28 protein-coding genes, 1 tRNA gene and 1 pseudogene are annotated in these 26,981 nt (G+C 71.7%); 21 read left to right on the top strand and 9 right to left on the bottom strand.

Features of this window, described 5'->3' with window-relative positions:
- The first annotated feature begins 187 nt into the window (after positions 1-187).
- Positions 188-790, top strand: a complete 603-nt coding sequence (orn, locus tag ACYUD3_RS33085) for an oligoribonuclease (RefSeq protein WP_470978260.1) — start codon at positions 188-190, stop codon at positions 788-790.
- A gap of 161 nt (positions 791-951) precedes the next feature.
- Positions 952-1,024, top strand: a tRNA-His gene (locus tag ACYUD3_RS33090).
- Between the two features lie 55 nt (positions 1,025-1,079).
- Here ACYUD3_RS33090 and ACYUD3_RS33095 read toward each other — a convergent pair.
- Together ACYUD3_RS33095 and ACYUD3_RS33100 are read right to left on the bottom strand one after the other, a co-directional pair.
- Positions 1,080-1,928 (bottom strand): helix-turn-helix domain-containing protein, encoded by an 849-nt coding sequence (locus ACYUD3_RS33095; RefSeq protein WP_470978263.1) that lies wholly within the window; start codon positions 1,926-1,928, stop codon positions 1,080-1,082.
- An 11-nt stretch (positions 1,929-1,939) separates the two neighbouring features.
- A complete protein-coding gene (locus ACYUD3_RS33100; protein ID WP_470978266.1) occupies positions 1,940-2,695 on the bottom strand; it encodes a DUF6879 family protein in 756 nt (251 codons plus the stop codon).
- Positions 2,696-2,975: 280 nt separating this feature from the next.
- Here ACYUD3_RS33100 and ACYUD3_RS33105 point away from each other — a divergent pair, with 280 nt between their 5' ends.
- The 3 genes from ACYUD3_RS33105 to ACYUD3_RS33115 all read left to right on the top strand — a co-directional run bounded on the left by ACYUD3_RS33105 (position 2,976) and on the right by ACYUD3_RS33115 (position 4,329).
- A complete protein-coding gene (locus ACYUD3_RS33105) occupies positions 2,976-3,416 on the top strand; it encodes a glycine-rich domain-containing protein (RefSeq protein ID WP_470978269.1) in 441 nt (146 codons plus the stop codon).
- A gap of 36 nt (positions 3,417-3,452) precedes the next feature.
- Positions 3,453-3,698 carry a hypothetical protein gene (locus ACYUD3_RS33110; RefSeq protein WP_470978272.1) on the top strand — a complete coding sequence of 82 codons (246 nt, stop codon included), beginning with the start codon at positions 3,453-3,455 and terminating at the stop codon, positions 3,696-3,698.
- A 118-nt stretch (positions 3,699-3,816) separates the two neighbouring features.
- The gene (locus tag ACYUD3_RS33115) at positions 3,817-4,329 is read left to right on the top strand and encodes a GNAT family N-acetyltransferase (RefSeq protein WP_470978275.1); all 513 of its coding nucleotides are present in this window, start codon (positions 3,817-3,819) and stop codon (positions 4,327-4,329) included.
- A gap of 41 nt (positions 4,330-4,370) precedes the next feature.
- Here ACYUD3_RS33115 and ACYUD3_RS33120 read toward each other — a convergent pair whose 3' ends face one another.
- Complete coding sequence (locus ACYUD3_RS33120) at positions 4,371-4,769, bottom strand: ATP-binding protein (protein WP_470978278.1); 399 nt, start codon at positions 4,767-4,769, stop codon at positions 4,371-4,373.
- A gap of 139 nt (positions 4,770-4,908) precedes the next feature.
- On the opposite strand from ACYUD3_RS33120, the gene ACYUD3_RS33125 reads away from it, so the two are divergent.
- The 5 genes and pseudogenes from ACYUD3_RS33125 to ACYUD3_RS33145 all read left to right on the top strand — a co-directional run bounded on the left by ACYUD3_RS33125 (position 4,909) and on the right by ACYUD3_RS33145 (position 6,912).
- Positions 4,909-5,796, top strand: a complete 888-nt coding sequence (locus ACYUD3_RS33125; RefSeq protein ID WP_470978281.1) for a helix-turn-helix domain-containing protein — start codon at positions 4,909-4,911, stop codon at positions 5,794-5,796.
- A gap of 3 nt (positions 5,797-5,799) precedes the next feature.
- Complete coding sequence (locus ACYUD3_RS33130; protein WP_470978284.1) at positions 5,800-5,976, top strand: DUF397 domain-containing protein; 177 nt, start codon at positions 5,800-5,802, stop codon at positions 5,974-5,976.
- Positions 5,977-6,208: 232 nt separating this feature from the next.
- Entirely contained in the window at positions 6,209-6,331 is a 123-nt protein-coding gene (locus tag ACYUD3_RS33135; protein WP_470978286.1) for a hypothetical protein, read from the top strand.
- A gap of 9 nt (positions 6,332-6,340) precedes the next feature.
- Positions 6,341-6,487, top strand: a pseudogene (locus ACYUD3_RS33140) (ATP-grasp peptide maturase system methyltransferase); the annotation flags it as partial.
- Positions 6,488-6,606: 119 nt separating this feature from the next.
- On the top strand, positions 6,607-6,912 hold the full coding sequence (locus ACYUD3_RS33145; RefSeq protein WP_470978396.1) for a hypothetical protein: 306 nt from the start codon (positions 6,607-6,609) through the stop codon (positions 6,910-6,912).
- A gap of 23 nt (positions 6,913-6,935) precedes the next feature.
- Here ACYUD3_RS33145 and ACYUD3_RS33150 read toward each other — a convergent pair whose 3' ends face one another.
- Both ACYUD3_RS33150 and ACYUD3_RS33155 read right to left on the bottom strand, forming a co-directional pair.
- Positions 6,936-7,307 (bottom strand): DUF4913 domain-containing protein, encoded by a 372-nt coding sequence (locus ACYUD3_RS33150; protein ID WP_470978389.1) that lies wholly within the window; start codon positions 7,305-7,307, stop codon positions 6,936-6,938.
- Between the two features lie 621 nt (positions 7,308-7,928).
- A complete protein-coding gene (locus ACYUD3_RS33155; protein ID WP_470978289.1) occupies positions 7,929-9,296 on the bottom strand; it encodes a hypothetical protein in 1,368 nt (455 codons plus the stop codon).
- Between the two features lie 252 nt (positions 9,297-9,548).
- On the opposite strand from ACYUD3_RS33155, the gene ACYUD3_RS33160 reads away from it, so the two are divergent.
- Entirely contained in the window at positions 9,549-10,499 is a 951-nt protein-coding gene (locus ACYUD3_RS33160) for a hypothetical protein (protein ID WP_470978292.1), read from the top strand.
- A gap of 158 nt (positions 10,500-10,657) precedes the next feature.
- Here ACYUD3_RS33160 and ACYUD3_RS33165 read toward each other — a convergent pair whose 3' ends face one another.
- Positions 10,658-11,707 (bottom strand): LacI family DNA-binding transcriptional regulator, encoded by a 1,050-nt coding sequence (locus tag ACYUD3_RS33165; RefSeq protein WP_470978295.1) that lies wholly within the window; start codon positions 11,705-11,707, stop codon positions 10,658-10,660.
- Between the two features lie 371 nt (positions 11,708-12,078).
- On the opposite strand from ACYUD3_RS33165, the gene ACYUD3_RS33170 reads away from it, so the two are divergent.
- The 5 genes from ACYUD3_RS33170 (at position 12,079) to ACYUD3_RS33190 (ending at position 17,737) form a co-directional block, all read left to right on the top strand.
- Entirely contained in the window at positions 12,079-13,407 is a 1,329-nt protein-coding gene (locus ACYUD3_RS33170) for an ABC transporter substrate-binding protein (protein WP_470978298.1), read from the top strand.
- 5 nt (positions 13,408-13,412) lie between these two features.
- A complete protein-coding gene (locus tag ACYUD3_RS33175) occupies positions 13,413-14,426 on the top strand; it encodes a carbohydrate ABC transporter permease (RefSeq protein ID WP_470978301.1) in 1,014 nt (337 codons plus the stop codon).
- 10 nt (positions 14,427-14,436) lie between these two features.
- Positions 14,437-15,342, top strand: a complete 906-nt coding sequence (locus tag ACYUD3_RS33180) for a carbohydrate ABC transporter permease (protein ID WP_470978304.1) — start codon at positions 14,437-14,439, stop codon at positions 15,340-15,342.
- A 116-nt stretch (positions 15,343-15,458) separates the two neighbouring features.
- A complete protein-coding gene (locus ACYUD3_RS33185) occupies positions 15,459-16,886 on the top strand; it encodes a GH1 family beta-glucosidase (protein ID WP_470978307.1) in 1,428 nt (475 codons plus the stop codon).
- A 164-nt stretch (positions 16,887-17,050) separates the two neighbouring features.
- A complete protein-coding gene (locus tag ACYUD3_RS33190; RefSeq protein ID WP_470978309.1) occupies positions 17,051-17,737 on the top strand; it encodes a hypothetical protein in 687 nt (228 codons plus the stop codon).
- A 66-nt stretch (positions 17,738-17,803) separates the two neighbouring features.
- Here the strand turns inward: ACYUD3_RS33190 and ACYUD3_RS33195 are convergent, their stop codons facing one another.
- Together ACYUD3_RS33195 and ACYUD3_RS33200 are read right to left on the bottom strand one after the other, a co-directional pair.
- Positions 17,804-18,673: a spermidine synthase gene (locus ACYUD3_RS33195; protein ID WP_470978312.1), complete on the bottom strand. Its 870-nt coding sequence runs from the start codon at positions 18,671-18,673 to the stop codon at positions 17,804-17,806.
- 208 nt (positions 18,674-18,881) lie between these two features.
- Positions 18,882-19,271 (bottom strand): hypothetical protein, encoded by a 390-nt coding sequence (locus tag ACYUD3_RS33200; protein WP_470978315.1) that lies wholly within the window; start codon positions 19,269-19,271, stop codon positions 18,882-18,884.
- A 273-nt stretch (positions 19,272-19,544) separates the two neighbouring features.
- Here ACYUD3_RS33200 and ACYUD3_RS33205 point away from each other — a divergent pair, with 273 nt between their 5' ends.
- Positions 19,545-21,002 carry a hypothetical protein gene (locus ACYUD3_RS33205; RefSeq protein WP_470978317.1) on the top strand — a complete coding sequence of 486 codons (1,458 nt, stop codon included), beginning with the start codon at positions 19,545-19,547 and terminating at the stop codon, positions 21,000-21,002.
- Here ACYUD3_RS33205 and ACYUD3_RS33210 read toward each other — a convergent pair.
- Positions 20,999-21,592: a histidine phosphatase family protein gene (locus ACYUD3_RS33210; RefSeq protein WP_470978320.1), complete on the bottom strand. Its 594-nt coding sequence runs from the start codon at positions 21,590-21,592 to the stop codon at positions 20,999-21,001. The genes ACYUD3_RS33205 and ACYUD3_RS33210 overlap by 4 nt on opposite strands.
- 212 nt (positions 21,593-21,804) lie before the next feature.
- Here ACYUD3_RS33210 and ACYUD3_RS33215 point away from each other — a divergent pair, with 212 nt between their 5' ends.
- From ACYUD3_RS33215 to ACYUD3_RS33230, 4 genes are read left to right on the top strand one after another with little or no spacing between them, the layout of a single operon-like run.
- A complete protein-coding gene (locus tag ACYUD3_RS33215; protein WP_470978323.1) occupies positions 21,805-22,746 on the top strand; it encodes a phosphatase PAP2 family protein in 942 nt (313 codons plus the stop codon).
- Positions 22,643-24,052, top strand: coding sequence for a hypothetical protein (locus ACYUD3_RS33220; protein WP_470978326.1), 1,410 nt, complete (start codon positions 22,643-22,645; stop codon positions 24,050-24,052). The genes ACYUD3_RS33215 and ACYUD3_RS33220 overlap by 104 nt, the downstream gene beginning before the upstream one ends.
- Positions 24,043-25,629, top strand: coding sequence for a hypothetical protein (locus tag ACYUD3_RS33225; protein WP_470978329.1), 1,587 nt, complete (start codon positions 24,043-24,045; stop codon positions 25,627-25,629). Before ACYUD3_RS33220 ends, ACYUD3_RS33225 begins: the two co-directional genes overlap by 10 nt.
- A complete protein-coding gene (locus ACYUD3_RS33230) occupies positions 25,626-26,978 on the top strand; it encodes an AAA domain-containing protein (RefSeq protein WP_470978331.1) in 1,353 nt (450 codons plus the stop codon). Before ACYUD3_RS33225 ends, ACYUD3_RS33230 begins: the two co-directional genes overlap by 4 nt.
- Positions 26,979-26,981 lie beyond the last annotated feature (3 nt).

Raw genomic sequence — 26,981 nt, forward strand, 5'->3', positions numbered from 1 at the left:
GGCGCATGGGCCTTTCTCGTGTTGTGGGGCTGGGGTTGGCGGACCTTTTGTTGTCCCCCCCCCCCGGCCCCGGCGTCGTCGTAGGCGTCTTCATCGGGCTCGGGGTGCCGTATCTCGCACTCACCAGGGGTCGAAAGCCGAGGTAGGGGTACACCCGATCGGTGGATGTCAGCCTTAGGGTGGACGCATGAACGATCGCATGGTGTGGATCGACTGCGAGATGACCGGCCTCTCGCTGTCCGACGACGCGCTCATCGAGGTAGCCGCCCTCGTCACCGACTCCGAGCTGAACATTCTCGGCGAGGGGGTGGACATCGTCATCCGGCCGCCGGACGCCGCGCTGGAGACGATGCCGGAGGTGGTGCGTCAGATGCACACCGCGTCCGGCCTGCTCGCCGAACTGGCGGGCGGTACGACGCTGGCGGACGCCGAGGCGCAGGTCCTTGCGTACGTCCGCGAGCATGTGAAGGAGCCCGGGAAGGCGCCGCTGTGCGGCAACTCCGTCGGCACCGACAGGGGCTTCCTCGCCCGGGACATGTCGGCGCTGGAGTCCTACCTCCACTACCGCATCGTCGACGTCTCCTCGGTGAAGGAGCTGGCGCGGCGCTGGTATCCGCGCGCCTACTTCAACAGCCCCGAGAAGAACGGCAACCACCGCGCGCTGGCGGACATCCGGGAGTCGATCGCGGAGCTGCGGTACTACCGGGAGGCGGTGTTCGTCCCGCAGCCGGGCCCCGACTCGGAGACGGCGAAGACGATCGCGGCGAGACACGTGGTGCCTGCGCAGTAGCCATACCTGGAGAGGGCCGCTCCGGAAGGGGCGCCCGGGGCTCTCGGAAAGGGCGCTCAGGGCTCTCGGAAGAGGCGGCTCGAAAGCCGTGCGCGAGCACCCCTTCGGACCCTGTACACTTTTTCTCAGCCGGTCAGGGGAACACTCCAAAGCCGGTCGCGGTGGGTGTAGCTCAGCTGGTAGAGCACCTGGTTGTGGTCCAGGATGCCGCGGGTTCGAGTCCCGTCACTCACCCTGAATAGACCCGGCCGGTGGCCTCTCGGAAGAGAGCCACCGGCCGGAGTCGCATCTACAGCTGCACCGCTCGCCGCGCTCTGGCGATCACATGGTGAGCGGCTGTCCCGTACAGCGCTGACTCTCGTAGCGTCGCCCAGGTACGCAGGTGAGTGCCGACGCTCGCCTGATCGTCGATCCACAGTTCCGCGTGCCAGTTCTCCACGATCACCTGTCGGTCGTCGTAGATCCAGAAGGCTGCGGCCGGGGGGATCTTGACGGGCGCGGAGAGCGGGATGATCCCCAGCTCCACCGTGTCGAGTCCGGTCACTCCCGCCAGCCGGTCCAGCTGGGCGGCGAGTACCGAGGGCGGACAGACCAAGGTGTGGAGAGCGGGTTCCCACAGCAGGAGGTGGAACTTCTTCGAGGAGTCCCACAGGGCGGACTGCCGCTGGATGCGGGAGCGGACGGCGGCCTCGGTGTCGCGGGGTGTGCGATGCAGTTCGGCGTACCGGGTGAAAATATGCCGGGCGTAGTCCGGGGTCTGGAGGATGCCGAAGATCATCGACGTCTCCCAGCCGCGGAAGAGGCTCGCGTCGGCGTGGGCGGAGAGGTGGGTGTCCTGGACCGGCCGGTGTCCTGAGGCGAGTTGGCGACGCCACGACCGGATGTGGGACTCGAAGCCACGAAGCCGGGCAAGCAGTTCGTCGTACGCGTCGGGCTGCCCGGTCGCGTCCGCCCAGGCTCGCAGGTCGTCAGAGGTGGCGGTCTGGCGCCCGTTCTCCAGCCGGGAGACCTTCGACTTGTGCCAGCCCTGCCGCGCGGCGAGCTGGGTGCCGGTGAGCCGGCCGCCGGGCGCGGAGAGCCGGAGTTCGCGCAGGCGTCCTCCGAGGGCCTCCCGGGCCTGCTGGTAGTCCGTGCTCACCGCTGCCCCGCCTACTCCCCCGTGGTCAGCCGGACCGCGAACTCCCTGTACGGGACGGCGCGGTGCAAGGCGGCGTCGCGCGCCATGGCGTAGTGCAGCACGGCGGCCGGTTCCCTGATGAGTTCGACGTCCACGAGATGGTCGGCGTCATCGAAGCCCAGCAGTGCGACGAGCCTGGAGTCGAAGATCCAGAAGTCCTCCTGCGGCAGACCCGCCCTGTCGGCGTCCGCTCGCCGGAGGCTGCGGATGTTCTCGCCCACCGCGCTGTTGCGGCGCGCGTTGTCGAGCAGGTAGAGCTGGCCGGTGGTAGGCGGGTCGTCGACAACACGGACCCGTTCGAACCTCTTGCCCAGCGCGGTCTGTTCACTGCGCTCGGTGCACCAGGCCGCGTCCGCCCCGTCCCAGTCGACAGGCTCACCTCGGGTGAACTGGGCGTAGGTGTCGGTGACTTCATCGGAGGCGTACCGCCGACGCGTCTCCAGGCGGAAGGCGGTGTACTCGAACTTCGTGAAGAGTCCGTCGAATTCGTCGAGACCGATGAAGTCGGGCGTACGGGTCACCTCCTTGGGACCGAAGTCGACGAGAAGCTCGCGGGGTACGACGATCGGCACCTCACCCTCACCGAGGTGACGGAGGCGGGCGATGTCCTCGGGGTCCGTCAGGGGCGGTCCGTGCACGACGACCTCCCCGCTGTCCATGTCCTCGTGGAGGGACGGGCAACCGTTCACTCCGCTGCCTGTGCCGTTGAAGCGCAGCCGACGTGCCATCAGATCTCCTTCGCGGTGCTGGTGGAGCTCTCAGCATGTACGGCGGTGAGGCCGTCTGGGGTGCGGTTCTCCGGGGCATACCGACAACTTCTCGCAACCCAGGCGGAACTGCGCGCAACTCCGCGCAACTTGGCTGGCGACCCTCAACTGGCCCCTCCTAACGTCCCGTTGTACACGGGGCGGGCCCAAGGCCCTGCCCCAGCTGCGAAAGGGAAGTGACGCCATGAGCGTATCGCCCGCCTGTGTGAGGGGCCTGCTGACTCCTGAGGGGTTCGGAGGCGTGACCGCGACTGTCCTCGACAACAACCCGGGCATGACCGAACCGACGGCCGTGCGGATCGTGACGGATGCGCTCAAGTTCATCGTGGCCGCGGCCACGTACCCGGATGTCAGGATCGTCCCGTCCGATGTGGTGGACGAGGGGTGGCACGCGCTCATCCTCCACACCGCTCTGTACTCCAGGCTCTGCGGGCGGCTGGGCCGGTTCGTGAACCACTGGCCGGAGCGCCCCGACCCGGCCCGGTACGACGAACACGCGCTGACCCGCACCGTCGCCATGATCGAGCACGTCGGGTACACCGTCGACGCGGAACTGTGGACGGGACCCACCCAGGCGCTCGTCCCCGTCGCGGCGAACTGCTCCCACACCCCCGTACCGGGAGGCTGCGGCCCGATCAACCCGGGCAGCTGCGCGTCGCACTGCTCGGGCGGCGGCGAATAAGCTGCCCACCCACAACGGGGCGAAAGGAAAACGCATATGGACGAAGCACAGGCCCGGCACGTCGACGCCCTGCTGAGACGGCTGAGCATCCCGGGCGTGCCGGCACCGGCCGACCCCTACGCCCCCTCGGGGGACTGGCGGGTGTACGACTCGGCGGCCCCGCAGACTCGACGGGACATCACCGCCGACGTCCTCGCGGCCGTAGCGGCGGCCCTCGCCCCGCAACTCCGCGGTGACGGGCCCGCACGCGGATTCGTCATCCTGCCCAAAGACGGCAGCTGATCCGTCGCACGGCGCTCTCCTGCCATGGCACCGGCGACTGGTCCTCATCGCTCGCCCGGCCGGTACTCTCTCGAAAGAGGGGTCACCGGCCGGAGTCGTTTACAGGGAAGAGCGGGCCATGCGTACGACACCGATCACGGCCCCGCGGCTGAAGCTGATCCCTCTCGACCCCGGGCACGCGGTGGAGATGGCGGCGGCGTTGTCGGATCCGGCGCTTCACACGTACATCGGCGGGGAACCTCTGTCCGCCGAGGCGCTGCGGTCCCGTTACTCGCGGCTCGCGGCCGGCTCTCCTGATCCCTCTGTCGGCTGGCTCAACTGGTCCGTGCTGCTGACCGGGACCGATGAGCTGATCGGGACGGTTCAGGCGACGGTCACCGAGGGGGGTCGGGTGGCGGAGGTCGCGTGGGTGATGGGGACCGCTTGGCAGGGACGGGGGTTGGCCTCGGAGGCGGCTCGGGCCCTCGTGGGGTGGCTGCGGGAGAGCGGCGTGCGGGTTTTCATCGCTCATGTCCATCCGGAGCATTCCGCTTCCGCGGGGGTGGCTCGGGCGGTGGGGATGGAGCGGACGGATGTGTGGGTGGAGGGGGAGGTGCGGTGGTGTCTGTCGGATGAGGGGGGTGGGGGTTGAGAGTTGGGGGCTGAGAGTTGGGGGTTGGGGGTTGGGGGTGGTCAGCCTGGCAGTTTCCATTCCGCCCAGACCGTTTTGCCGATGCCCAGCCTTGGACCGTACCCCCATTCATGACAGAACCCGCTGACCAAGGTGAGGCCGCGGCCGAACTGTTCGTGGGGGGCCGCTTGCCTGGGGGTGGGGACGCGTTCGGTTCGGGGGTCGCTGACTTCCAGGCGGAGGACGGTGTCGGTGGCGAGGAGGCGGACCTTGATGAGGCGGTCCCTGATGCTGCCGTGGAGGAGGGCGTTGGTGGTGAGTTCGCTGGTGACGAGGGCTACGTCCGGGGCGAGGGTGGGGTAGCCCCATTTCATGGTGAGTTCGGCGGTTCGGGTGCGGGCTCGGGTGATGCTTTTGGTGGTGGGGGTGTAGTCGAGTTCGTCGTCGTGGGGTTCGGGCATCGGGGGGCCTTCCCTGTGTGAGCGGTTCGGCACCGACGGTAAGGGTGAGATCGGTACGGCAGCAATCGGTTCAGGGAAGTTCTTCCCCGAATTGATGAATCGGTCGACCTGAGTGGTGACTTGGGTACACACTGTGGCCGTGAATCGATCAACCCAGCCTGCGGGCAATCGGGCGTCAACTGTCTTGGGGCGCAAGCTTGGTGGGGAGTTGCTGCGGCTGAGGACGGCGGCCGGCAGAACTCAGCAGCAGGCCGCCGCATCCATCAACGCGACCGGCACGAAGATCGTGAAGATGGAGCAGGGCTGGGTGCCGATGCGGGACCCGGACATCCGGGTGCTGTGCGAGTTCTACGGCTTGGAGGACCCCGAAGTCCGTGGCCGCCTGCTGGAGTTGGCGAAGCTGGATCGGGAGCGGCGCAAGGCGAGGGGCTGGTGGCAGGAGTCGCCCCACCCAGGCGCGCTGACCGAGTACATCGCGTTGGAAGACGCCGCCAGCCGCATCCGGACGTGGCAAGTCTCGCTGATTCCAGGGCTGTTCCAGACTGCGGAGTACGCTCGCGCGCTCGCGGTCAGCGAAGGAGTGGGGGTGTGGGAGGACCCGGACGAGATCGACCGAGTCGTCGAGACTCGTATGCGCCGCCAGGCACGGCTGTATGACGAGCAGCCGCTTGAGGTGTACGCCATTGTCTGGGAAGCGGCGTTGCGGCAGCTGGTCGGCGGTCCCGCGACAATGCGCGCGCAGCTGGAACACCTGTTGGACATCACCAAGTTCTCCAACGTCCGTCTCCAGATCCTGCCGTTCCACGCCGGCGGACATCCCAGCATCACGGGCCCGTTCACGGTCATCTCGTTCACCGAGAGCGAGGCCGTGGATATCGTCCATGCGGACACGATCATGTCTACCGAATGGGTGGAGAATGAGGTCGGCAGTTCGACTTATGTGGGCTTCTTCGAGCGCACAGCTCGGCTCAGCCTTGCCCCACATGACTCTGCCTTGCTGATTGACACGATCCGCCAGGAGATCTGACCCATGCCCCAGTTCGACTTCGTCAAGTCCAGCTACAGCAACACCGCCGGCGAATGCGTCGAGGTCGCCCGCAACATCCCGCACACCGTCGCCGTACGCGACTCCAAGATCTCCACCGGCCCCCTGCTGGAGCTCACCCCCGCCGCCTGGAGCAAGTTCACCGCCGACCTCCAGGCGTAACCCCTCGCGAGACGGCCGCCGGGCCCCGCTGAACGCCCGCCTGGCGGCCGATACTTGAGAGGTCCGCTACCACCCGTGCCGTTGACGCAACACGGCCCTACCCCGACGCGGACCGGGCGTTGGAACGGCATCGGTGAACCCCTCGTCGGCAAGCACAAGAAGTCCGGGACCAGGAAGGCGACTCGGATCGACGTCGGCCGCCCCTGTGCTGGTGGTCTCGCGGGTCGATGACGTGACCGCCGACGCGGTGATCGAGGACACCCCGGCGTCGCTCGCCAAAAGTGTGCGGCGGTACATGGCCGCCTTCGGCCTCGTCTTCGGCGCCTTCGACTTCGGGGTCGGCCGTGACCACTGATCCAGCAGCATGGGGCACTGCTCTGGCCGAGGAGATCGCCCCGCCTCCTCCGCCGCTCTCCCTTCCCTCGTCGTACGCACCGCCCAGGTCGCCGGGCTCCGGCCGAGGCTGAAGGTCCTTGAGATCGGTACCGGGACCGGGTACTCCACCGCGCTGCTGTGTCATCGGCTGGGCACGGAGAACGTCGTCAGCATCGAGTACGACGCCCGGCTCGTTGTCGGTGACGGTCTCCAGGGGTGCGCGGAACACGCCGACTACGACGCGATCGTCGCCACTTGTGCCGTGCGGTCGATCCCGCCGGGCTGCTCCGGCTCACCCTCGATGACGAAGGTGTCGCCCATGGCCGGTTCGTGGACGACGAGATCGCCTACATGCTCGCCCGGCCACATGAACGGCCCCCGTCCTCCGCCTTCTACCGGCAGGACGGCGAAACCCGCGAGGTCCGGCTCGACCCCGAGTTGCGGGCCTGGCAGGAGGAAGGGGCCCCGGATCTGGGCGCGTTCGGGATGACGGCAACCCCGGAGGAGCAAGTCGTGTGGATCGGCTCTCCCGAAGGACCCGGCTGGCGGCTTCCGGTCTAGGTACGAGGGGGTGCTTCCCCAGGTCAGGCGGGTGGGAGTGGGGGTGGGCCGAAGGGGTCCACGAAGTCCGGGCGTGGGGGGTCCTTCGGGCGGTGGCCCGGTTTGCAGCCTGCGAAGGGGCCTTGCGGGGAGCGCAGGGAGTCCATGACCGGGCCCAGGTAGTCGCGGTGCCATGTCGCCGGGCCCGTCATGTCGGAGTCCGGGCCCGTCAGATCGCCCCACGCCAGCCAGAGACCGTGCAACTGGGCCACCGCCTCCGGGTGTTCCCACCAGCGGCCGCACCATGGCGTCGTGGAGGTGACCTCGCGGCCGTAGACCGGGAGCAGGACGTGGTGGGTCCAGAGGGTCAGGCGGCGGAGGGTGTCCGCGTACTCGGGGCCGTCCAGGTAGAGGATGAACTTCGGCTTCGGGGGAGTTGGGGGGGCTTGCGGCGGGGGCTGGTCGGGCGGGCCCGGCTGCGGCTGCGGCGCCGAGGGCGGCTCCGGATACGGTCCCGGCTGCGGCGCCGAGTGCAGGTCCGGCTGCGGCGCGGAATCCGACTCAGGCCGCGCTCCCGGCTGTCGCGCCGAGTCCGGCTCAAGCCGCGCTCCCGGCTGTCGCGCCGAGTCCCGCTCAGGCCGCGCTCCCGACGGCGAGCCCAAGTGCTCCGGCTGCAACCCCGGCCGCCCCTGCGGCTGTTGTCCGGGCTGCTGATCGTACGGACCCAACTGCCGCTCCAAGCCCGCCCGTTGCTCCGTACCCAACTGCTCCTGCTCCCCCGGCTCCGGTGCGGGGCGCTCCCATCTCGGGGGTGGGGCGGTCGTCAAACTCTGCTCCTCTGTATGGCTGTTCGGCGGCGGTGACCGGGAAGTCGCCGCCGCCGAACGGGACCTGCCGTCGGGATCATGCCGGTGCCGCGGGGGCCGGTGTGCGCTCACCCAAGTCGCCTCGGGCGGGCAGGCGTTGGCCTCTACGCCCCCGGCCGGCCCCGCCGCCGCACGCACCGGACCCCGCACACCTCAGCCGGACGAACGTCCCTAGCCGGCGCTGGTCCCGCCGCCCCGCTTCCGCCCGCTGCCGCTGCTGTTGTTGTTGCTGCCGCTCCCGCTCCCGTGGTGGCGGCTGCCGTGGTGGGTCTTGTCGCTGCTGCTGCTGTTCTTCTCCTTCTTGTCGCTCGTCGTCTTGCGCGGGGCGCTGCTCTGCTCGGTGTACTGTCCGGCCGCGCCGCCCTGGACCGGGTTCTGCGGCTGATAACTCGGGTTGTAGTCGAAGCTCTGCGCCTGGGAGGAGGTGGTCGACGCCGCGTACCCGCCGCCCTGGTAGGCCGGGGCCATCACCGGCGCCGTCATCCGCGTCGTCGCGAAAGTCGAGGCCGGGGCCTGCGTCTGCGGCTGGGCGTAATAGCCCCCGTCGTACTGATCCGCCTGGACGTACGTCTGCCGGGGGTACGACTGGGGCGCCGGCGGCAGTGCGCTGGTCTGGCCCGACGGGGCCAGGTCGGACATCTGGAAGCCCTGCATCTGGTTGGTCAGCGAGGTCATGCTCGCCTGGTACGAGGGCTCCTGGAGCTGGTACTGCGAGAAGTTGCCCACGGAGGGGGCGGGGGACGTGTACGGGGAGGTGAGCGCCGGGGTGGAGGTCGTCGTCGACTGCTGCTGCGGCTCCTCCTCCCGCGCGAGCCAGGGAGCCGCGCCGGCCGCGACGCCCGCGCCGATGGCGGTCACGGCCTGGCCGATCTGGGCGGTGGTCGGGTCGGTCACCGCGCCCGAGGCGTAGTAGCCGTAGCCCATCACGAACCCCGCCGCCGCGAGGTTCGCCGTCATCTCGGCGTAGTTGACGGACTTCGGCGTCTTCTCCGGGTGCTTGTAGTTGCCGTAGAGCTTGTAGGCCTCCTTGATGCCCTTGTACCCCGACAGCAGCCCGGTGATGGAGACACCGCCGCCGTAGGCCCCCTGCCCCTGCGTCGAGGCGGGCGCCGCCGCGGGCTGGCCCGCGATGCCGGCGCCCTGGAGGAGCGAACCGCCGCCGGTGCCGATGGACTCCAGGATCCGGGTGTCGTTCTGCGCGGCCCAGGAGGCCGCCTTGCCCGCGCCCCGCTGGGCCCCGACGAGGAGCCTGCTGCCCTGCCGGTAGAGCCAGTCGCCGGTGTCGTGGTTCAGCCAGGCGGTGCGCTCCGGGATGTGCCGCAGGGACTCCGGGTCGAGCCGCGGGGAGGCGGCGACGCGGCGGTCCGACGGCGGCTCGGGCGGCAGTGAGTCGAAGAGCCCCCGCAGGCCGTAGCTGGACGCGCTCGAACCGCTGCCCGCCGAACCGGTGGGGGAAGTCCCGCGATGAGACGGCTCCCCGCCCGACGTGGACTTGTTCGACTTGGAGGACTTGTTCTTGTCCCTGTCCTTGGGTGCCATGCCGTACCTCTCTCGTGGTCCGCGCGAGCCGGCTCCCCCGGCGAGACCGTCCAGACGGCCGTCCCCAGCCCGCTCCCGGAACACAACGGGCCATGGTGACGACGGGTTCAAGTCACGCCCGCCGAAGCGGACTTCAGGACGCCGCGGTGAACCGGACCTTCCCCTTCCCCCGTTGTCATGCACGCGGTCTCGGTACGAGCGGGACGGCCGTCCCGTCCTCCGGCGACCGCCCTGACCGAAGAGAGGAACGCCATGGCAGGGTCCGATTCCGGAGCCAGCAGCAACGACTCGAACGCGAGTTTCTACAGGTCCGTCTACGTCGACCACAACGCCGACGTCATCATCCCCTTCGAGCCCGCCCCCGTCCCGGAGAACGCCCCGCAGCCGCACACGGACTCCGTGCTGTCCGTGTACAGCGAGAGCAACGACACCTTCTACTCGATCACCCCGAGCAGCGCGGCGACCCATTACGAGGCCCAGCGCTGGGACCAGCGTGCCCTGGCCTGGATCAACGACAACTGGGACACCGTCGGCCGGGCCCTGGTCAACGCCGCGCCGACGCTGATCCAGGGCAGCGCGGGCCTCCTGCCCGACGGCAGCACCGCCCGTACCGTCGTACGAGGGGTGGGCATCGGTCTCCAGGCGGGACTTGCGGCCTACGACGGCTACCAGCTGTACCAGGAGGCCGATCCGCATCCGCTGCGCGGTGTCTCGGTCACGTTCCAGGGGGCTTCCACGGCGGCCAACTTCTACAGCGCCCTGGGTCCGGCCGGCACGCTCCAGGCCGGCGGCGCGGGTACCTGGGCCGGCGCCGTCGGGACCTTCAGCGGTGTGATGGCCGATGTGCTGGACGCGGACCGGGGGCAGGTGTACCAGCAGCCCGCGAACATCCCGCTCCAGGACCTGCCGCCCCGCATGCAGCCGCCGTCGGTCTCCTCCTACGGGCCGGTCTCCTACGGCCCCGTCTCCTACGCGGCCACGCCGCACACGTCCACCACGTCGGTCAGCACGGGCCACCAGTCGTACGAGACCGCGTACTCCCAGTACCCCCCGGCCCCGCTCACCACCCAGCCCGCCGACGCCTTCAACCCGCCCGCCGGTTCGAGGAGTTCCCGCGAATCGGGCCGCTCCAGCCGCCACCGCCACGGCCAGCAGGACCAGCAGTCGAGGCAACAAGGAGGAGGCCAGGGTCCCGCCCGCTGACTCCGACTTAGTCCGCCTTAAGCAAGGGGCCGACCTCAACTCCGGTTCCGGCAAGGCCCGTTCCGGCTCACACCTACGACGGCGTGGCGGCCGTCCCCTCCCCACGGGAAGCGGCCCGCCGCCACGCCGTCACGAACTCCCCCTCGACAACCCCCCGTTCACGACGACGCCCGTACCACCAGCTCCGTCACCAGTTCCACCTGCCTCCGCTCCACCCCCCGCGACAGCGCCGGGCGGCGGTCCGCGATCTCGGTCAGCAGGAGGTCCAGCATCTTGCGGCCCATGTCCTCTATCGGCTGCCGCACGCTCGTGAGGGGCGGGTCCATGTGGCGGGCGATCGCGGAGTCGTCGTAGCCGACCAGCGCGACGTCGCCCGGGATCGTACGGCCGCTCTCGCGCAGGGCCTGGCGGGCGCCGGCCGCCATGACGTCGGAGCCGGCGAAGACCGCGTCCAGGTCGGGGGCGCGTTCGAGGAGCCGCTGGGCCGCCATGTAGCCGCTCTCCTCCGTGAAGTCACCGGATTCGATGAGGTCGGCGGCGTACCCGGCGTCCTCCAGGGCGTCCTGGTAGCCGTCGACGCGGCGCTGGGCGCCGTAGACGTCGAGGCGGCCGGTGATGTGGGCGATGCGGCGGCGGCCCCGGCCCAGGAGGTGCTCGACGGCCGAGCGGGCGCCGCCGTAGTTGTCGGAGTCGACGCTGGGCAGGGTCTCGGCGGCCGAGCGGGGGCCGCTGATCACGGACGGGATCTCCAGCTGCGCGAGGAGGTCGGGGAGGGGGTCGTCGGCGTGCACGGAGACCAGCAGGACGCCGTCCACCCGATGGGCGGCGAGGTACTGCGCGAGCCGCTTGCGCTCCTTGTCGTTGCCCGCGAAGATCAGCAGCAACTGCATCTCGGTGTCGGCGAGTTCGGCCCCGACCCCGCGCAGCATCTCGGAGAAGTACGGCTCGGTGAAGAAGCGGGTCTCGGGCTCCGGTACGACGAGAGCTATCGCGTCCGTGCGGTTGGCGGCCAGCGCGCGGGCGGCGGTGTTGGGGACGTACCCGAGTTCGGCTACGGCCGCTTCGACGGCGGCCCGGGTGGCGTCGCTGACGCGGGGGGAGCCGTTGATCACGCGGGAGACCGTGCCCCGGCCGACGCCCGCGCGGGCGGCCACCTCTTCGAGGGTCGGGCGCCCGCCGCTGCGGCCCCGTGTTCCGTGGGTTGCCATGGGCCCCGCCTTCCCTCGTCGTCATCACGCTGGCCTGGAATCTAACAGCCCACTCCGGACCCGGAACGGCGCCCCTGAGAGCGCTCCCCCTAGGGGGCCCAGCCCTTCTGAGAGCCCTCCGGCCCCCGGCCGAAAACCGCCCCTCCGCCTTCATCTAACGTCCCGATAACCGAACGCACCGGACCGTGCCGCCTCCCTTGACACCCCCGCCGGAACCGGCCACCCTTCAACACATCACTTGTGGGAGCGCTCCCACAGTACCTGACACATACACATCCCGCACGTTCCCCGCCCGAGCCGTAGCGAGAAACACACGGGTCGACCATGCCGTCGGCCGGGGGGTCGATACGTCAGGGCAACAGGAGGACGCAATGCGCGCACGTACCCGAACCTCCCGTCGGGTGGTGGTCCTGGCCGCCGCGATGTCGCTGGGGGCCGGGCTGCTGGCCGGCTGTGCGAACGACAGCGGAAGTTCCTCGGACGGCTCCTCGTCCGGCGGCGACAGCAGCGGCAAGACCACCCTCACCCTGGGCCTGTTCGGCACGATGGGCTTCAAGGAGGCCGGGCTCTACACCGAGTACGAGAAGCTGCACCCCGACATCAAGATCACCGAGAATGTCGTGGAGCGCAACGAGAACTACTACCCGGCGCTGCTGAACCACCTGACCACCAACAGCGGCCTGATGGACGTGCAGGCCGTCGAGGTCGGCAACATCGCGGAGGTCGTCGCCACGCAGGCCGGCAAGTTCGAGGACCTGTCGAAGGTCTCGGGGGTGAGCAAGGACAACTGGCTGGCGTGGAAGTGGGCGCAGGCCACCACCAAGGACGGGAAGACCATCGGGCTCGGCACCGACATCGGGCCGATGGCGATCTGCTATCGCAAGGACCTCTTCCAGGCGGCCGGGCTGCCGACGGACCGCACGCAGGTGGGCCAGCTGTGGGCGGGCGACTGGAAGAAGCTCGTCGCCGCCGGCGAGCGCTACAAGAGCAAGGCGCCGAGCGGCACCTTCTTCATGGACTCCCCCGGCGGCCTGATCAACGCGATCCTCAGCAGCCAGCCGGAGAAGTTCTACGACGCCTCGGGGAACGTCGTCTACAAGACGAACCCGGCGGTGAAGGCCGCGTTCGACCTGACCGCCGACGCCGCCGCGAAGGGGCTCGTGCAGGCGCAGACGCAGTTCCAGCCGACCTGGGACCAGACCATCGCCAACAGCAAGTTCGCGACCGTCGCCTGCCCGCCCTGGATGCTGGGCTACCTCAAGGGCAAGTCGAAGCCGGAGTCGGTCGGCAAGTGGGACGTCGCGCAGGCGCCGAAGGCCGGCAACTGGGGCGGCACCTTCCTCGCGGTGCCCAAGAGCGGCAAACACGTCAAGCAGGCCGAGGAGTTCATCACCTGGCTGACCCAACCCGCCCAGCTGGCCAAGCTGTTCGCGACGCAGGGCAGTGTGCCGAGCACTCCGGCCGCGTACACGCTCCCCCAAGTCACCGGCGCCAAGAACGAGATGACCGGTGACGCGCCGATCGGGCAGATCTTCACCGAGGCCGCCAAGAACATCCCGGTCCAGCCGATCGGCCCGAAGGACCAGATCATCCAGCAGGGCCTGTCCGACAACGGCGTGATCCTCGTGACGAAGGGCAAGACCGCGCAGGAGGCCTGGGACACGGCGACCAAGACCATCGACAACAACCTGGACAAGTGACCCGAATGGCCAGTCACGACACCGCCGCGCCCCCCGCGAAGGGGGGCGCGGCCCCGGGCCGCCGGCCGCCGGCGGAACCGACGGAGGCGGAGCGCAAGCGCCGGGCGCGGCTCTCCCGGCGCTGGCAGCGGGACATCAAGTGGAGCCCGTACGCCTTCATCTCGCCGTTCTTCCTGCTCTTCGTCGCCTTCGGGCTGTTCCCGCTGCTGTACACCGGCTGGGCCTCGCTGCACCAGGTCGAGCTGACCGCGCCGACCGACATGACGTGGGTGGGGCTGCGCAACTACACGCGGATCTTCGACGACGAGTTCTTCTGGAACGCGGCGCGCAACACCCTCACCATCGGGATCATCTCGACCGTCCCGCAGCTGCTGATGGCGATGGGCCTCGCGCACATCCTCAACTACAAGCTGCGCGGCTCGACGCTCTACCGCGTCGTCATGCTCGCCCCCTACGCCACCTCGATCGCCGCCGCCTCCCTGGTCTTCGTGCTGCTCTTCGGCCGCGACTACGGCATGATCAACTGGGTGCTGCACCTCTTCGGGGGCGGCGCGGTCGACTGGCAGAACGACAAGTGGCCCTCGCAGCTGGCGGTTTCGTCGATCGTCATCTGGCGCTGGACCGGCTACAACGCGCTGATCTACCTGGCGGCGATGCAGGCCATCCCCAACGACCTCTACGAATCGGCCGCGTTGGACGGCGCGAACCGCTGGCAGCAGTTCCTGCACGTCACACTGCCTTCGCTGCGCCCGACGATCCTCTTCACGGTCGTCGTCTCCACGATCGGCGCGAGCCAGGTCTTCGGCGAGCCGTTGCTGTTCGACGCCAACAAGGGCGCGTCGGGCGGCGCGGAGCACCAGTTCCAGACCCTGGGCCTCTATCTCTACGAACAGGGCTGGGTGAACCAGCACTTGGGCCGCGCCTCCGCGATCGCCTGGGCCATGTTCCTGATCCTCATCGTGGTCGGGATCCTCAACTACGTCATCTCGCGCCGCCTGCGCGCCAGCAGTGGCAGTTAGGAGTACGACGATGACGACGACACTGACACTCCGTCAGGAACCTTCCGTGCAGCCCAAATCCCCGCGCCGCCGCTCCAAGTCGGCCCGCGCGGGCGGCCAGTTGCACGCGGGGCCCATCGCGTACGTGATCCTCGCGGTGTTCACGATCGGCTCCCTCTTCCCGCTGGTCTGGACGGCGATCGCCGCGTCCCGGGACACCAACCGGCTGGCGCAGACCCCGCCGCCCTTCTGGTTCGGCTCCAACCTCTTCCACAACCTGGACAAGGCCTGGGGCGACGCCAACCTGGGCAAGGCGTTCGTCAACACCACGATCGTGGCCGGGACTTCGGCGCTGACGATCGTCCTGCTGTCGACGATCGCCGGGTTCGCGTTCGCCAAACTCCGCTTCCGGGGCCGGGGCGCGCTGATGCTGATCGTCATCGGCACGATGATGGTGCCGCCCCAACTGAGCATCATCCCGCTGTACATGATGGTCGCGAAGCTCCAGTGGACCGACCAGCTCCAGTCCGTCATCCTGCCGTCCCTGGTCAGCGCGTTCGGTGTGTTCTTCATGCGGCAGTACCTGCTCCAGGCGCTGCCGGACGAGCTGATCGAGGCGGCGCGCGTGGACGGCGCGGGCAGCTGGCGGATCATCTGGCACGTCGTCTTCCCGGCCGCCCGCCCCGCCATGGCGGTCCTCGGGATGCTGATGTTCGTCCAGACCTGGAACGACTTCCTGTGGCCGTTCCTGGTGCTGAGCCAGACCGGCAACCCGACGGTCCAGGTCGCCCTCGCGGGGCTCGGCCGGGGCTACACCCCCGACCAGTCCCTGATCATGGCCGGGGCCCTCCTCGGCACCCTGCCCCTGCTCCTCGTCTTCGCGGTCTTCGGCAAGCAGATCGTGGGCGGCATCATGCAGGGCGCGGTGAAGGGCTGAGGCCCGAACAAGGCGTGGGCGGGGGCGAGTCGCCGTACGACGCCCCCTCCCCCGCCGCTCCACCTTCCCCCCTCCACTCTCCGTCGGTCTCGACGACCACCTCTGGGAGCGCTTCCATGTCAGAGCCCATGACCCCGGTGACCTTCCCCGCCAACTTCCTCTGGGGCAGCGCCACTTCGGCCTACCAGATCGAGGGGGCGGCGCGCCTCGGCGGGCGTACGCCGTCCATCTGGGACACCTTCAGCCACACACCGGGCAAGACGTACGGCGGTGAGACAGGTGACAACGCTGTCGACCACTACCACCGTTACCGCGACGACGTGGCGCTGATGAAGGACCTGGGCCTTGGCGCGTACCGCTTCTCGGTGTCGTGGTCGCGGGTGCAGCCGACCGGGCGCGGGCCCGCCGTGCAGGTCGGTCTCGACTTCTACCGGCGGCTCGTGGACGAGCTGCTGGCGGCCGGGATCAAGCCGGCGCTCACCCTCTACCACTGGGACCTGCCGCAGGAGTTGGAGGACGCGGGCGGCTGGCCGGCCCGGGACACGGCGCTGCGGTTCGCGGAGTACGCGCAGATCGTCGCGGAGGCACTGGGCGACCGGGTGGAGTTCTGGATCACCCTCAACGAGCCCTGGTGCAGCGCCTTTCTGGGCTACGGCTCCGGCGTCCACGCCCCCGGCCGGACCGACCCGGCGGCGGCCCTGCGCGCGGCCCATCACCTCAACCTGGGCCATGGCCTGGCGACTTCGGCGCTGCGCGCGGTGATGCCGGCCCGCAACTCGGTGGCGGTCAGCCTCAACTCCCATGTCGTACGCCCCCTTTCGCAGGACCCCGCCGACCTGGCGGCCGTCCGCAAGATCGACGACCTCGCCAACGGGACGTTCAACGGGCCGCTGCTGCACGGGGCTTACCCCGAGACGCTGCTGGCGGCGACCTCCTCGGTGACCGACTGGGCGTTCGTCCGCGACGGCGATCTGCGCGCGATCCACCAGCCGTTGGACGCGCTGGGCCTCAACTACTACGCCCCGACGCTGGTTTCGGCCGGCGGCAACGCGGCGCAGGGCCGGCAGGCCGACGGCCACGGCGCCAGCACGCACTCCCCCTGGCCGGGCGCGGACGACGTCGCCTTCCATCAAACCCCGGGCGAGCGCACGGAGATGGGCTGGACGATCGACCCGACCGGCCTGCACGAACTCATCACGCGCTGCACCCGCGAGGTCCCCGGACTCCCCCTCTACATCACGGAGAACGGCGCCGCCTACGACGACAAGCCCGACCCCGAGGGCCGCGTCCACGACCCCGAGCGCGTCGCCTACCTCCACTCCCACCTCTCCGCCGTCCACGACGCCCTCGCCGAAGGGGCCGACGTACGCGGCTACTTCCTCTGGTCGCTGCTGGACAACTTCGAGTGGTCGTACGGCTACAGCAAGCGGTTCGGGGCGGTGTACGTGGACTACGCGACGCTGGAGCGGACGCCGAAGTCGAGCGCGCGGTGGTACGGCCAGGCGGCGCGGACGGGGCGGTTGCCGGGGGTGGAGGAGGCCTGAGGCCGGCTGAGGGGGCGGGTCGGGGTGCGGCACGCGGAGGGGGCGTGCCCCACCCCGGCGGGGGCCGCTCTCACAGGAAGCGCTCAGCGTCCCCGCAGCCGGTGCTCAACTCGTCGGCATTTCCTGGGCGTACGGGGTGATCCCCGTGGATCTGGGAGGACGTCATGGGACTCGTCGTGCTGTTGCTGCTCGCGCTGATCGTCGGCGGGGCGGTGCTGATGATGAGGCAGCGGCAGGGGGCGCCGGGAGCGGCGGGGCCGGGGTCGTCGTACGACGCCGGGCTGGAGGCCGCCGCCGAGGCCGAGCGGTGGGTCGAGCGGCTGGGCGGGTCCGTCGCCACGCTCGACGCGGGCGGCGACCGGGCGGCCCGCCAGTGCCTCGCGGACGCGGCCGAACGCCACCGCGCGGCCCAGGCGCAGCTGGCGACGGCCTACTCGCCGGCCCAGTACGCGCTGGTCACGCGGACGGCGGTGGAGGGGCTGCACTACGTGCGCGCGGCGCGTACGGCGCTGGGGCTCGACCCGGGGCCCGCGCTGCCGCCCGCCGGGGCCGCGACGGGCGGGCAGGTGACCGTCGACGGGCAGACGTACACGGCGACTTCGCAGCCGGGCGCCGGCCATCCGTACTACTACCCCGGCGGGACGGTCGGCGGGCGGAGCGTGCCCGGCGGCTGGTACAGCACGCCGTGGTGGAAGACGGCTCTCGTCGCGGGCGCGGCCGGGGTGGGCGGCATGCTGCTGGCGGACGCGCTGTTCGACGGGTTCCATCATCATGGGCCGGGGCATGGGGGGTTCGGGGGGCCGGGCGGGTTCGGGGGGTTCGGGGGGTTCGGGGGGCCTGGTCCGTTCTGAGGCAAGTCGCTTGCGGGACAGTGCCGTTGACTCCTGGGCCGCCAACTCCCTTTGGCGGCAGGCCCGTTATCTGAACACCGACGCCGGTGGTGCCGGGGACGCCGTCGCCGACGCGTCGGTCACCGGTGTCGCCCCGCCCGTGAAGTCCCTGAGCGCGCGGCCGTGTTCGACTCTCGCCGGGTGGGGGTCGGAGGCCGCTCTGCGGGTCAGGTCGGCGATGGGGAGTTCCGCGTCCGAGGCGGCCAGGACCGCGTTGCCGAAGCGCTTGCCGCGCAGGACCGCCGGGTCGGCGGTCACGGCGAGGTGGGTGAACAGGGCCGCCGCCGTGGCTATTTGGGCGCGCAGGTGGGTCAGCGGGGGGCCGTCGGCGAGGTTGGCCGTGTACAGGCCGGAGGGTTTCAGGACGCGGCGGACCTCGGTCAGGTACTCCGTCGACGTCAGGTGGGCCGGGGTGCGGGCGCCGCTGAAGACGTCGGCGACGATGACGTCGGCCCAGCCGTCGGGGATCTTCGCCAGTCCCTCGCGCGCGTCCGCCGAGCGGACCCTGATGCGCGCCGCCGGGTCCAACGGGAGTGCGCGGCGCACCAGTTGGACCAGGGGTGCGTCCCGTTCGATGACCTGCTGGGTCGAGCGGGGGCGGGTCGCCGCGAGGTAGCGGGCCAGGGTCAGGGCGCCGCCGCCGAGGTGCAGGGCGTGCAGCGGACGGCCGGGCGGTGCGGCGAGGTCGAGGAGGTGGCCGATGCGGCGCTGGTACTCGAAGGAGAGGTACGCGGGGTCGTCGAGGTCGACGTGCGACTGCGGGGCGCCGTCGATGAGGAGCGTCCACGCGCGCGGGCGGTCCCGGTCGGGTATGAGCTGCGCCAGCCCGCCGTCCACCTCCTCGGCGACCGCGACCGCCTCACCCCCGCCCCGCCGCCCGCTCCTGCCCTTTGCCATACGGCCATCTTCGCAGGCGGGGGGCGGGGGCGCAGGGGCGGCCGGGAGGGCCGGGGCCGGGCGGTGCGCACAGGGTGGCCGACAGCTCGGGCGGCGCGCACAGGGGGCCGGCCGCGCCCGACGCCTCCCGCAGAACCCGCGCGCCCCTTGCGGACGCCTCCCGCAGCCCCCAGCAGGAGCGTTTCCCCACCTTCGTGAGGCGGAGCCCCTAGCTGCAACTGTCCGCCGCCTCGATCAGGCGGGCCGCCTCGCCGAGGGCGTCGCGCAGGACCGCCGGGTCGGTGGCGAGGTCGGTGTCGCCGGGCGGCAGGAGCCAGTCGGAGCCCTCCACGGGGGGCTCGGGGGCCAGGCGCAGGCCGCGGCCGTCGGTGCCGGTGCAGGTGCTGCCGGGGACGTCCCAGGCGGCGGCCGTGCCGGGCGGGACGAGGAAGCCGAGGGTGCGGCCGTCGTCGTCGTGCAGGACGGGTCCTACGGCGGCCGGGGCGCCCCGGCGCAGGATGTCGACGGCTTCGAGGCCCTGGCGGGTCGGCACCGTCACTAGGTCGCACGCCGCCGCCGAGGGCGTCGTACAAAGGTCTTCGCTCTGGCTGGTCTCCATGACGGCCTCCACCGCGCAGCCCGAATTCGTCCACAGCGTTCAACGCGTCACGCTGTCAACGGGTACGGCGGAAGTCCGCCGCAAAGGATGGCAGTTCATGGCAGATCCTGGATGAGATATCCGGTTTGTAGCCAAACCCTGTGTGGCGACCCTGGAACACCAGGTACGTTCTTGCTCGCCGGAAACGGTCGGTACAGCCGGATTTGGTGGCTTTACCGGCCAAGTACCCATGAATCCGGCATGGTTCGACGGTTCGCACGAGAGGACCCGGCCATGGCGTCGTCAACGGTGACCCCACCCCGTCCCGACCGGCCCGCACGCCCCAATCTCGCCTTCCGCCGGCTGCGCGGCCCGCGCTCGCCCGCCGAGTTCGCCGCTCTGGTGCGGCGCGCGGCGCGGGAGATCGGGGAGCGGGTCAGCTGTGACGCGCGCTACATCGGGCGGGTCGAGGCGGGCGAGATCCGCTGCCCCAACTACGCGTACGAACGGGTGTTCCTGCACATGTTCCCCGGCCGCTCGCTCGCCGATCTGGGCTTCGCGCCCCGCGCGTCCGTCCGCGGCCGCGGGGCGCGCGGACCCCATGACGCGCCCTGCGCTCACATCCCGAGCCCCGCGCGCGCCCCCGATCCCGCGCCGCCGCCGGCTGAACCGCGCCGGGCGGACGGGCCGTATGACACGCAGGACCCGTACGACAAGCACCCACACCACGAGGAGAGCGACGTGCTGCGTCGCGCATTCATGACCGGCTCGGGCGCCGCGGTGGCGGCCGTCTCGCTGGGCCCCCTCGGCTTCGCCGCCGAGGCCGCGGCGGCCGGCCGCCCCGTGCGCCGGGCCGGCGCCGGCGAGGCGAACGCCCTGGAGGAAGCCGTCCGCAGGATCCGCCTGCTGGACGACCAGTACGGCGCGGACGGCCTCTACCGCCGCGCCGCGGCCCCCCTGAAGGCCGCCTACGCGCTGCTGGACGCCGGGGCGGCCAGACCGGCCACCGCGAACCGGCTGCACGCCGGAGCGGGCGAGCTGGCCATCTCCGTGGGCTGGCTGGCCCATGACTCCGGGCGGTTCGCGGACGCCCGCTCGCACTACGCGGAAGCCCTCGCGACCGCCCGTATGACCGGGGACCTCGCGCTGGAGGCGCACGCCTTCTGCAACACCGCGTTCCTCGCGCGCGACGCCGGCCGCCCCCGGGAGGCCGTCCGGGCCGCGCAGGCCGCCCAGCGGGTGGCGCACTCCCTGGGCTCGCCCCGGCTGCTGTCGCTGCTCGCGCTGCGCGAGGCGGGCGGCTGGGCGGGGCTGGCCGATCCGACCGGCTGTGCGCGCGCGCTGGTGCGCGCCCAGGCCCTGTACGAGCGAGGCCCCTCGGACGCCGACCCCGAGTGGATGAGCTTCTACGGGGAGGCCGAGCTGGTGGGCCTTGAGGCGCAGTGCTGGTCCACCCTGGGCGACTGGTCCCGCGCGGCCCGGCACGCGCGCCGCGCGGCCGGTCTCCAGGACCCGCACTTCACCCGCAACATCGCCCTGTACACCGCCGAACTCGCGGACGACCTCGCGCGCGGGGGGCGCCCCGACGAGGCGGCGCTGGCCGGGATGCGGGTGCTGGACCTGCTGGACGAGGTCCAGTCGTCACGCATCCAGACGATGCTGGCGAACACCGCGCGGGTGCTGCTCCCGCACCGGCGGGCGGCGGAGGTGTCGGCGTTCCTGGAGCGGCACGGGCAGCCCCGGGGTACCTAGGAGAGGTGCCCCAGGTCGTTCCAGCTCTCGATCGCCGGTTCGCCGTAGGCCCAGCCCAGCACCGACAAGGACGTCGGGCTGAGGCGGACGCGGGCCGCGAAGTCCAGGCCGAGGCCGAGCCAGCGGGCGCCGATGGAACGCAGGATGTGCCCGTGGGCGAACACCAGGACGTCGCGGTCGGCCTCGCGCGCCCAGGCGACGACCTCGTCCGCGCGCGCGGTGACATCGGCCACGCTCTCCCCCTCGGGGACGCCGTCGCGCCAGATCAGCCAGTCGGGACGGTCCGCGCGGATCTCCTCCGGGGTGAGGCCCTCGTAGGCGCCGTAGTCCCACTCCATGAGCGTGTCCCACAGCTGCGCGCGCTCCCCGAAGCCGGCGATCTGGCACGTCTCGCGCGCGCGGGAGAGCGGGCTGCTGCGGACCTCGACGCCCGCGAGCCCGTCGTACGGCGCCCGGTGGAGCCGTTCGCCCAGGAGCTTGGCGCCCCGGCGGCCCTCCTCCAGGAGCGGTATGTCGGTCCTGCCGGTGTGCTTGCCGGACAGCGACCACTCGGTCTGTCCGTGCCGGGCCAGCAGGATGCGCGGTGCCATGAGGGGCCTTTCCGGGAGGGGAACGGGAGGGGAACGTGAGGCGTGCCACCTCCATCATCGCGTACCGCCCGGGGCGGCAACCCGGGGGCCGGTCCGGGCGTCTTCACAGGCCGAGGGCGCCCGGACCGGCCAGGCGCGTACGCCGTTACAGTGACACGTCCGCGCGGACGCGCCAGCGGTACTTCAGCGAACGGGAAGGGGAGGCGATCGGGATGCCCAAGACCGATACACCGGGCACCCAGGAGGCTCCCTGGGGGCGGCTGCGCTGGTGGACGGAGCTGCCGCTGATCCTCCTGGTGTACGCCTCCTACTCGGCGGGCCGCCTCCTCGCGCGCGGGGACGTCCAGACAGCCGTCGACCACGGCCTGGCGATCCTGCGGGTCGAGAAGGCGCTGCACATCAACGCCGAGCACCCGCTGAACCGGCTGTTCACCCGCGAACCCTGGATAGGCGTCCCGGCGGACTTCTGGTACGCCTCCCTGCACTACGTGGTGACCCCGGCGATCCTGATCTGGCTGTTCCGCGCGCGCAAGCAGGTCTACCGGGCGGCCCGCACCTGGCTGCTGACGTCCACGTTCATCGGCCTCATCGGCTTCACCCTGCTGCCGACCTGCCCGCCCCGCCTCCTGGCGTCCTCCCAGGGCTTCGTCGACACCATGGCCCAGTACAGCTCGTACGGCTGGTGGGGCGGCGAGGCGAGCGCCCCCCGGGGCCTGGGCGGCATGACCAACCAGTACGCGGCGATGCCCAGCCTGCACGTCGGCTGGGCCCTGTGGTGCGGCGTGATGCTGTGGCGGCACGGGGGCACGCGGACGGCGAAGGCGGCCGGCGTCGCCTATCCGCTGATCACCGCGCTCGTCGTCATGGGCACGGCCAACCACTACCTCCTCGACGCGGTCGCCGGCGCCGCCGTGATGGCCGTCGGCCTGCTCCTGACCCCCCGCATGCTGCGCGGTCTGGACCGGCTGAAGTCCCTTCTGCCCGGCGTCACATCCGGCTCCCGGGCCGCTTCCGCCCCGATTGTCAGTGGCGGATGCCAGACTTCGGCAGGTGAGCACTTTCCACGGCAGCGCGAGTCCCGTTTCGGGCCAGGAGCCGAGCCGAGTACCGCTCCCGCGGACGCGGGGGACGGCTCTCCGGCACCGGCTCGCTGAACTGCGCGGCCCCGACGTCCCGGCCCGCCCGCTCGACGCCCGCGCCCTGGCCGCGCTCGCGGCGAACCCCGGGTGCAGGCGGCGCGCGCTGCTCGACGGCGCCGGGGTCGACAAGACGGCGCTCGCCGGGGCGCTCGGGTCGCCGTCGGTCTTCGGCCGCTCCCAGTTCGCGCTGACCCGGGGGAACGCGTTCGAGGCGAAGGTGAAGGGGGACGGCGGGGCGGAGCTGCTGCGGTTGGTGCGGGAGGTGCTGGGGCCGGGGGGCAAGGGGGCGTCCGCCGGGCAGGCGCCTCTTGAGGAGGGGCTCGCCGGGGAGCCGTCCGCCGGGCAGGCGCCTGAGGGGCTCGCCGAAGAGCCGGCCTCTGAGACGCCCGCCGCAGAGAAGTCGCCCTCCGCCGAGCCCACCGCGAAAGCCCTCGTCCCCGATCTCACCGCCATCGGCCCCGAAGGCCGCACCGCGCGGACCGCTCTCGCTCTCCGGGAAGCCGTTTCGACGCCAGGGGCCTGGACCCTGCTCGACCACCCGATGCTCGCGCTCGACGTCGCGGGCTCCCCGGCCTTCCTGGAGCCGGACGCGGTCGTGGTCCACCCCGACGGCAGCTGGACGGTCGTGGAGATCAAGTCCTTCCCGATGCTGGACGGTTCGGCAGACCCGGCGAAGGTCGGCGCGGCGGCGCGGCAGGCGGCGGTGTACGTGCTGGCGCTGGAGCAGGTGGCCGCGCGGATGGCGACCCCGCCGGAGGTGCGGCGCACGGTCCTCCTGGTCTGCCCGCGCGACTTCTCCAACCTCCCCACGGCGTCGGCGGTCGACGTCCGCAAGCAACACGCGGTGACCGTCCGCCAGTTGGCCCGCCTCACCCGTATCGAGGACATCGCGGACGCCCTCCCCGACGGCGCCTGCTTCGCCCCGACGCTCCCCCAGGAGCAGCTGGAGCGGACCGTCGAGTCGGTCCCGGCGGCCTACGCCCCCGAGTGCCTGGCGGCCTGCGAACTCGCCTTCCACTGCCGCGCACGCTCCCGCGAGTCGGGCGCGGTGACGACCCTGGGCCGCTCCCTGCGCGCGGACCTGGGCGGCCTGACAACCCTGGAGGCGGTCCTGTCCGCAGCCCACGGCGAGGAGGGCGACCCGGAAGACCCGACGGTGGCGGCGCTGCGGCGGGCTGCACAACTCCGCGCGGAGGCACTGCAAGAGGCCGCGCACACCTCACCGGCCGCCCCCACACAGCCGGCGCTGACCGACCCCACGCACGCGGACACCGCCCAAGCCCCGCAGGCCACCCCCACGGAGGCCGCCCCATGTCCCTGATCGACACCCTCGCCCGCCTGGAAGCCACCTCCTCCGGCAGAGCCCAGCCCACCGCGACCGTCCGGCACCAGCACCTCTCCGAACGCCCCATGGTCCTCGTCCCGTTGATCACCGGCGGCGAGGCCGGCGCCCCGCTGGGGGTGCTGGTCGGGACCGACCCCGCGCGGCCCCGGCTGCTCGCCGTGCCCCAGCCCCGCAACCCCGACCTGCGGTTCGCGTTCCTCGCCGAGCTCGCGGACGTGGTGCTGCCGTACATCGAGTCCTACGGGGACGCCGTCGAGGCGGCCGAGCGCAGCGAGACCGACCCGGAGAGCGGGAAGCGGGTCAAGGTGGAGGTCGAACTCTGCCTGGACGCACCCCAGTTGATCGTCCCCAGCCGGGGCGGCACCGACCTCGTACGGCTGCTCGGGCGGTCGATGCGGTTCCGGCGTACGGCCGAGCAGGACCCGGAGGCGCCGCATCCCGCGCCGCCGCGCGTGCCGTTGCTGGGGCGGTGGCTGACGCACTACGGGGAGCGGGCCCGGGTCCCGGGCTCGGCGCTGCTGCTGGCGCTGACCGATGTGCTCGCGCGGCACTGGGCGACGGGTCAGTCCAGCCTGGAGGACCAGCACTTGGCGTCCCTGCTGGCCTGGATCGACCCGCCCGCGGGGACCTCGGGCGCGCAGGAGGCGCTGCTGGTCGAGCTGGCGCGGGACGGCAAAGGGCAGTTGCTGCACCCGCCGGCGGGCCCGGCGACCGACCCGGCGTTCGACAACAAGCTGCTCGCCCCGGCGATCGAGCGCTACGACCGCGCGCGGTCCGCGTTCGCCGCCGCGCAGGACGGCATGGAGGCCGACGACCTCCTGGGCGCCCTCGCCGCCGCCGAGGAGGGCGTCCGCGAGCTGGTGCTGAGCCGGACCCTGCCGACCTGGGAGCGGGTCTGGCGCGGCCTGGAGCTGCTGCGGGCGCTGCCGCCGGGGCCGTACGCGGAGGAGCGGTGGACGCGGGACCGCTGGTCGTTCACCGGCCACCGGGACCGCGTCCTGGCCGGCGAACCCCCGCAGCCGCGCCGCGACGACGCGGTGACCGCCGCCAACAAGCTGGCCACCCGCGAGCGCGAACAGGCCCGCCTGGACGCCCAGGAGGCCCTGGACGACCCCCTGGTCATGGCCGGCCGGCGGCTGTCGGGAGAGGCGTTCGCCGGGGAGGTCGTAGAGGTCGCCATGGCCTACAGCGAGGGCAGGTCCCCGCGCCCGCGCCCGCTGGTCACCGTCCGCACGGACGACCGGCCGCACCTCGGGGAGCGCGCCAAGGTCTACCGCTCGCTGGCCGGCAAGCCGCAGTCCGCCGAGTTCGTGGAGAGCTGTGAGGACGTTCTCGTCCTGCGTCTCCTCGACAAGATGGGCCGCGGCAAGGAGCCCGACGAGGGGGCCGTCCCGGAGAAGGGCGACCGGATCTGCTGGACCCTCTTCGAACACGAACAGCGCGGCGGCGCGAAGCTGCCGGACCCGGAACAGACACCGTGGACGCACGGCGGGCCGCCCGGAGAGGCCCGGCACGAGGCGGCGGACCCGGTGACCGAGGAGGACGTCCTGTGACCCTCACCCCGACTCCCGCCACCGCCTTCGACCCCGGCGCCGCCGCCGCGCGGGCCACCGACGGCATCCTTCACGACACCCTCCACGGCACCGCGCGCGGAGTCGTCGTCGACTCGCCTCCCGGCGCCGGCAAGTCCACCCTCGTCGTCCGCGCCGCCCTCGAACTCGCCGACGCCGGGCGCCCGTTGATGATCGTCGCGCAGACCAACGCGCAGGTCGACGACCTGGTCCTGCGGCTCGCCGAGAAGTCCCCGCAGCTGCCGGTGGGCCGGCTGCACAGCAGTGACGCGGACGCGTACGACAAGGGGCTGGACGCGCTGCCCCAGGTGCGGACGTCCGCCAAGGCGGGCGAGCTCCAGGGGCTGCCGGTCGTGGTGTCCACGGCGGCGAAGTGGGCGCATGTGAAGGCCGACGAGCCGTGGCCGCACGCGATCGTGGACGAGGCGTACCAGATGCGGTCGGACAGTCTGCTGGCCGTGGCCGGGCTGTTCGAGCGGGCCCTGTTCGTCGGGGACCCCGGCCAGCTGGACCCGTTCGCGATCGTCGGCAGCGAGCAGTGGGCGGGGCTGTCGTACGACCCCTCGGCGTCGGCGGTGTCGACGCTGCTCGCGCACAACCCGGGGCTGCCGCAGCACCGGCTGCCGGTGTCCTGGCGGCTGCCCGCGTCGGCCGCGCGGCTCGTCTCCGACGCGTTCTACCCGTACACCCGCTTCCGCAGCGGCACTTCCCACGGCGACCGGCGCCTCGCGTTCGCCGTCCCCTCGGACGGCTCGGGTCCCGACCGGGTCATCGACGAGGCGGCGGAGTCCGGCTGGGGCCTGCTGGAGCTCCCCGCGCGGCACACTCCGCGCACGGATCCGGAGGCGGTACGGGCGGTCGCGGCGGTCGTACGGCGGCTGCTGGACCGGGGCGGGGCGGCGACGTCGGAGCGCTCGCCCGAGCCCGCGCCGCTGACGGCGGGCCGGATCGCGGTGGGGACGGCGCACCGGGACCAGGCGGCGGCCGTCCGCGCGGCGCTGGCCGAGGCGGGCGTGAGCGGGGTCACCGTGGACACCGCCAACCGGCTCCAGGGCATGGAGTTCGACGTCACGGTCATCCTGCACCCCCTCTCCGGCCGCCCCGACGCGACGGCGTTCCACCTGGAGACGGGCCGCCTGTGCGTCCTGGCCTCACGCCACCGGCACGCGTGCATCGTGGTGTGCCGCGCGGGCGTACGCGACCTCCTGGACGACTATCCGTCCACGGAGCCGGTGCAGTTGGGGACCTTGGTGAAGTTCCCGGACGGCTGGGAGGCCAACCACGCGGTGCTGGCGCACCTGGAGGAGCACCGGGTGAGCCGGCGGTGCTAGGGC

The sequence above is a fragment of the Streptomyces sp. AMJ-169 genome, assembly GCF_055597585.1.

Coding starts and splice junctions, on each gene's coding strand:
- orn (WP_470978260.1), top strand. CDS start 188: ATGAACGATCGCATGGTGTGGATCGACTGCGAGATGACCGGCCTCTCG.
- ACYUD3_RS33100 (WP_470978266.1), bottom strand. CDS start 2,695: ATGGCACGTCGGCTGCGCTTCAACGGCACAGGCAGCGGAGTGAACGGT.
- ACYUD3_RS33110 (WP_470978272.1), top strand. CDS start 3,453: ATGGACGAAGCACAGGCCCGGCACGTCGACGCCCTGCTGAGACGGCTG.
- ACYUD3_RS33115 (WP_470978275.1), top strand. CDS start 3,817: ATGCGTACGACACCGATCACGGCCCCGCGGCTGAAGCTGATCCCTCTC.
- ACYUD3_RS33120 (WP_470978278.1), bottom strand. CDS start 4,769: ATGCCCGAACCCCACGACGACGAACTCGACTACACCCCCACCACCAAA.
- ACYUD3_RS33130 (WP_470978284.1), top strand. CDS start 5,800: ATGCCCCAGTTCGACTTCGTCAAGTCCAGCTACAGCAACACCGCCGGC.
- ACYUD3_RS33155 (WP_470978289.1), bottom strand. CDS start 9,296: ATGGCACCCAAGGACAGGGACAAGAACAAGTCCTCCAAGTCGAACAAG.
- ACYUD3_RS33160 (WP_470978292.1), top strand. CDS start 9,549: ATGGCAGGGTCCGATTCCGGAGCCAGCAGCAACGACTCGAACGCGAGT.
- ACYUD3_RS33165 (WP_470978295.1), bottom strand. CDS start 11,707: ATGGCAACCCACGGAACACGGGGCCGCAGCGGCGGGCGCCCGACCCTC.
- ACYUD3_RS33170 (WP_470978298.1), top strand. CDS start 12,079: ATGCGCGCACGTACCCGAACCTCCCGTCGGGTGGTGGTCCTGGCCGCC.
- ACYUD3_RS33175 (WP_470978301.1), top strand. CDS start 13,413: ATGGCCAGTCACGACACCGCCGCGCCCCCCGCGAAGGGGGGCGCGGCC.
- ACYUD3_RS33180 (WP_470978304.1), top strand. CDS start 14,437: ATGACGACGACACTGACACTCCGTCAGGAACCTTCCGTGCAGCCCAAA.
- ACYUD3_RS33185 (WP_470978307.1), top strand. CDS start 15,459: ATGTCAGAGCCCATGACCCCGGTGACCTTCCCCGCCAACTTCCTCTGG.
- ACYUD3_RS33190 (WP_470978309.1), top strand. CDS start 17,051: ATGGGACTCGTCGTGCTGTTGCTGCTCGCGCTGATCGTCGGCGGGGCG.
- ACYUD3_RS33195 (WP_470978312.1), bottom strand. CDS start 18,673: ATGGCAAAGGGCAGGAGCGGGCGGCGGGGCGGGGGTGAGGCGGTCGCG.
- ACYUD3_RS33200 (WP_470978315.1), bottom strand. CDS start 19,271: ATGGAGACCAGCCAGAGCGAAGACCTTTGTACGACGCCCTCGGCGGCG.
- ACYUD3_RS33205 (WP_470978317.1), top strand. CDS start 19,545: ATGGCGTCGTCAACGGTGACCCCACCCCGTCCCGACCGGCCCGCACGC.
- ACYUD3_RS33210 (WP_470978320.1), bottom strand. CDS start 21,592: ATGGCACCGCGCATCCTGCTGGCCCGGCACGGACAGACCGAGTGGTCG.
- ACYUD3_RS33215 (WP_470978323.1), top strand. CDS start 21,805: ATGCCCAAGACCGATACACCGGGCACCCAGGAGGCTCCCTGGGGGCGG.
- ACYUD3_RS33225 (WP_470978329.1), top strand. CDS start 24,043: ATGTCCCTGATCGACACCCTCGCCCGCCTGGAAGCCACCTCCTCCGGC.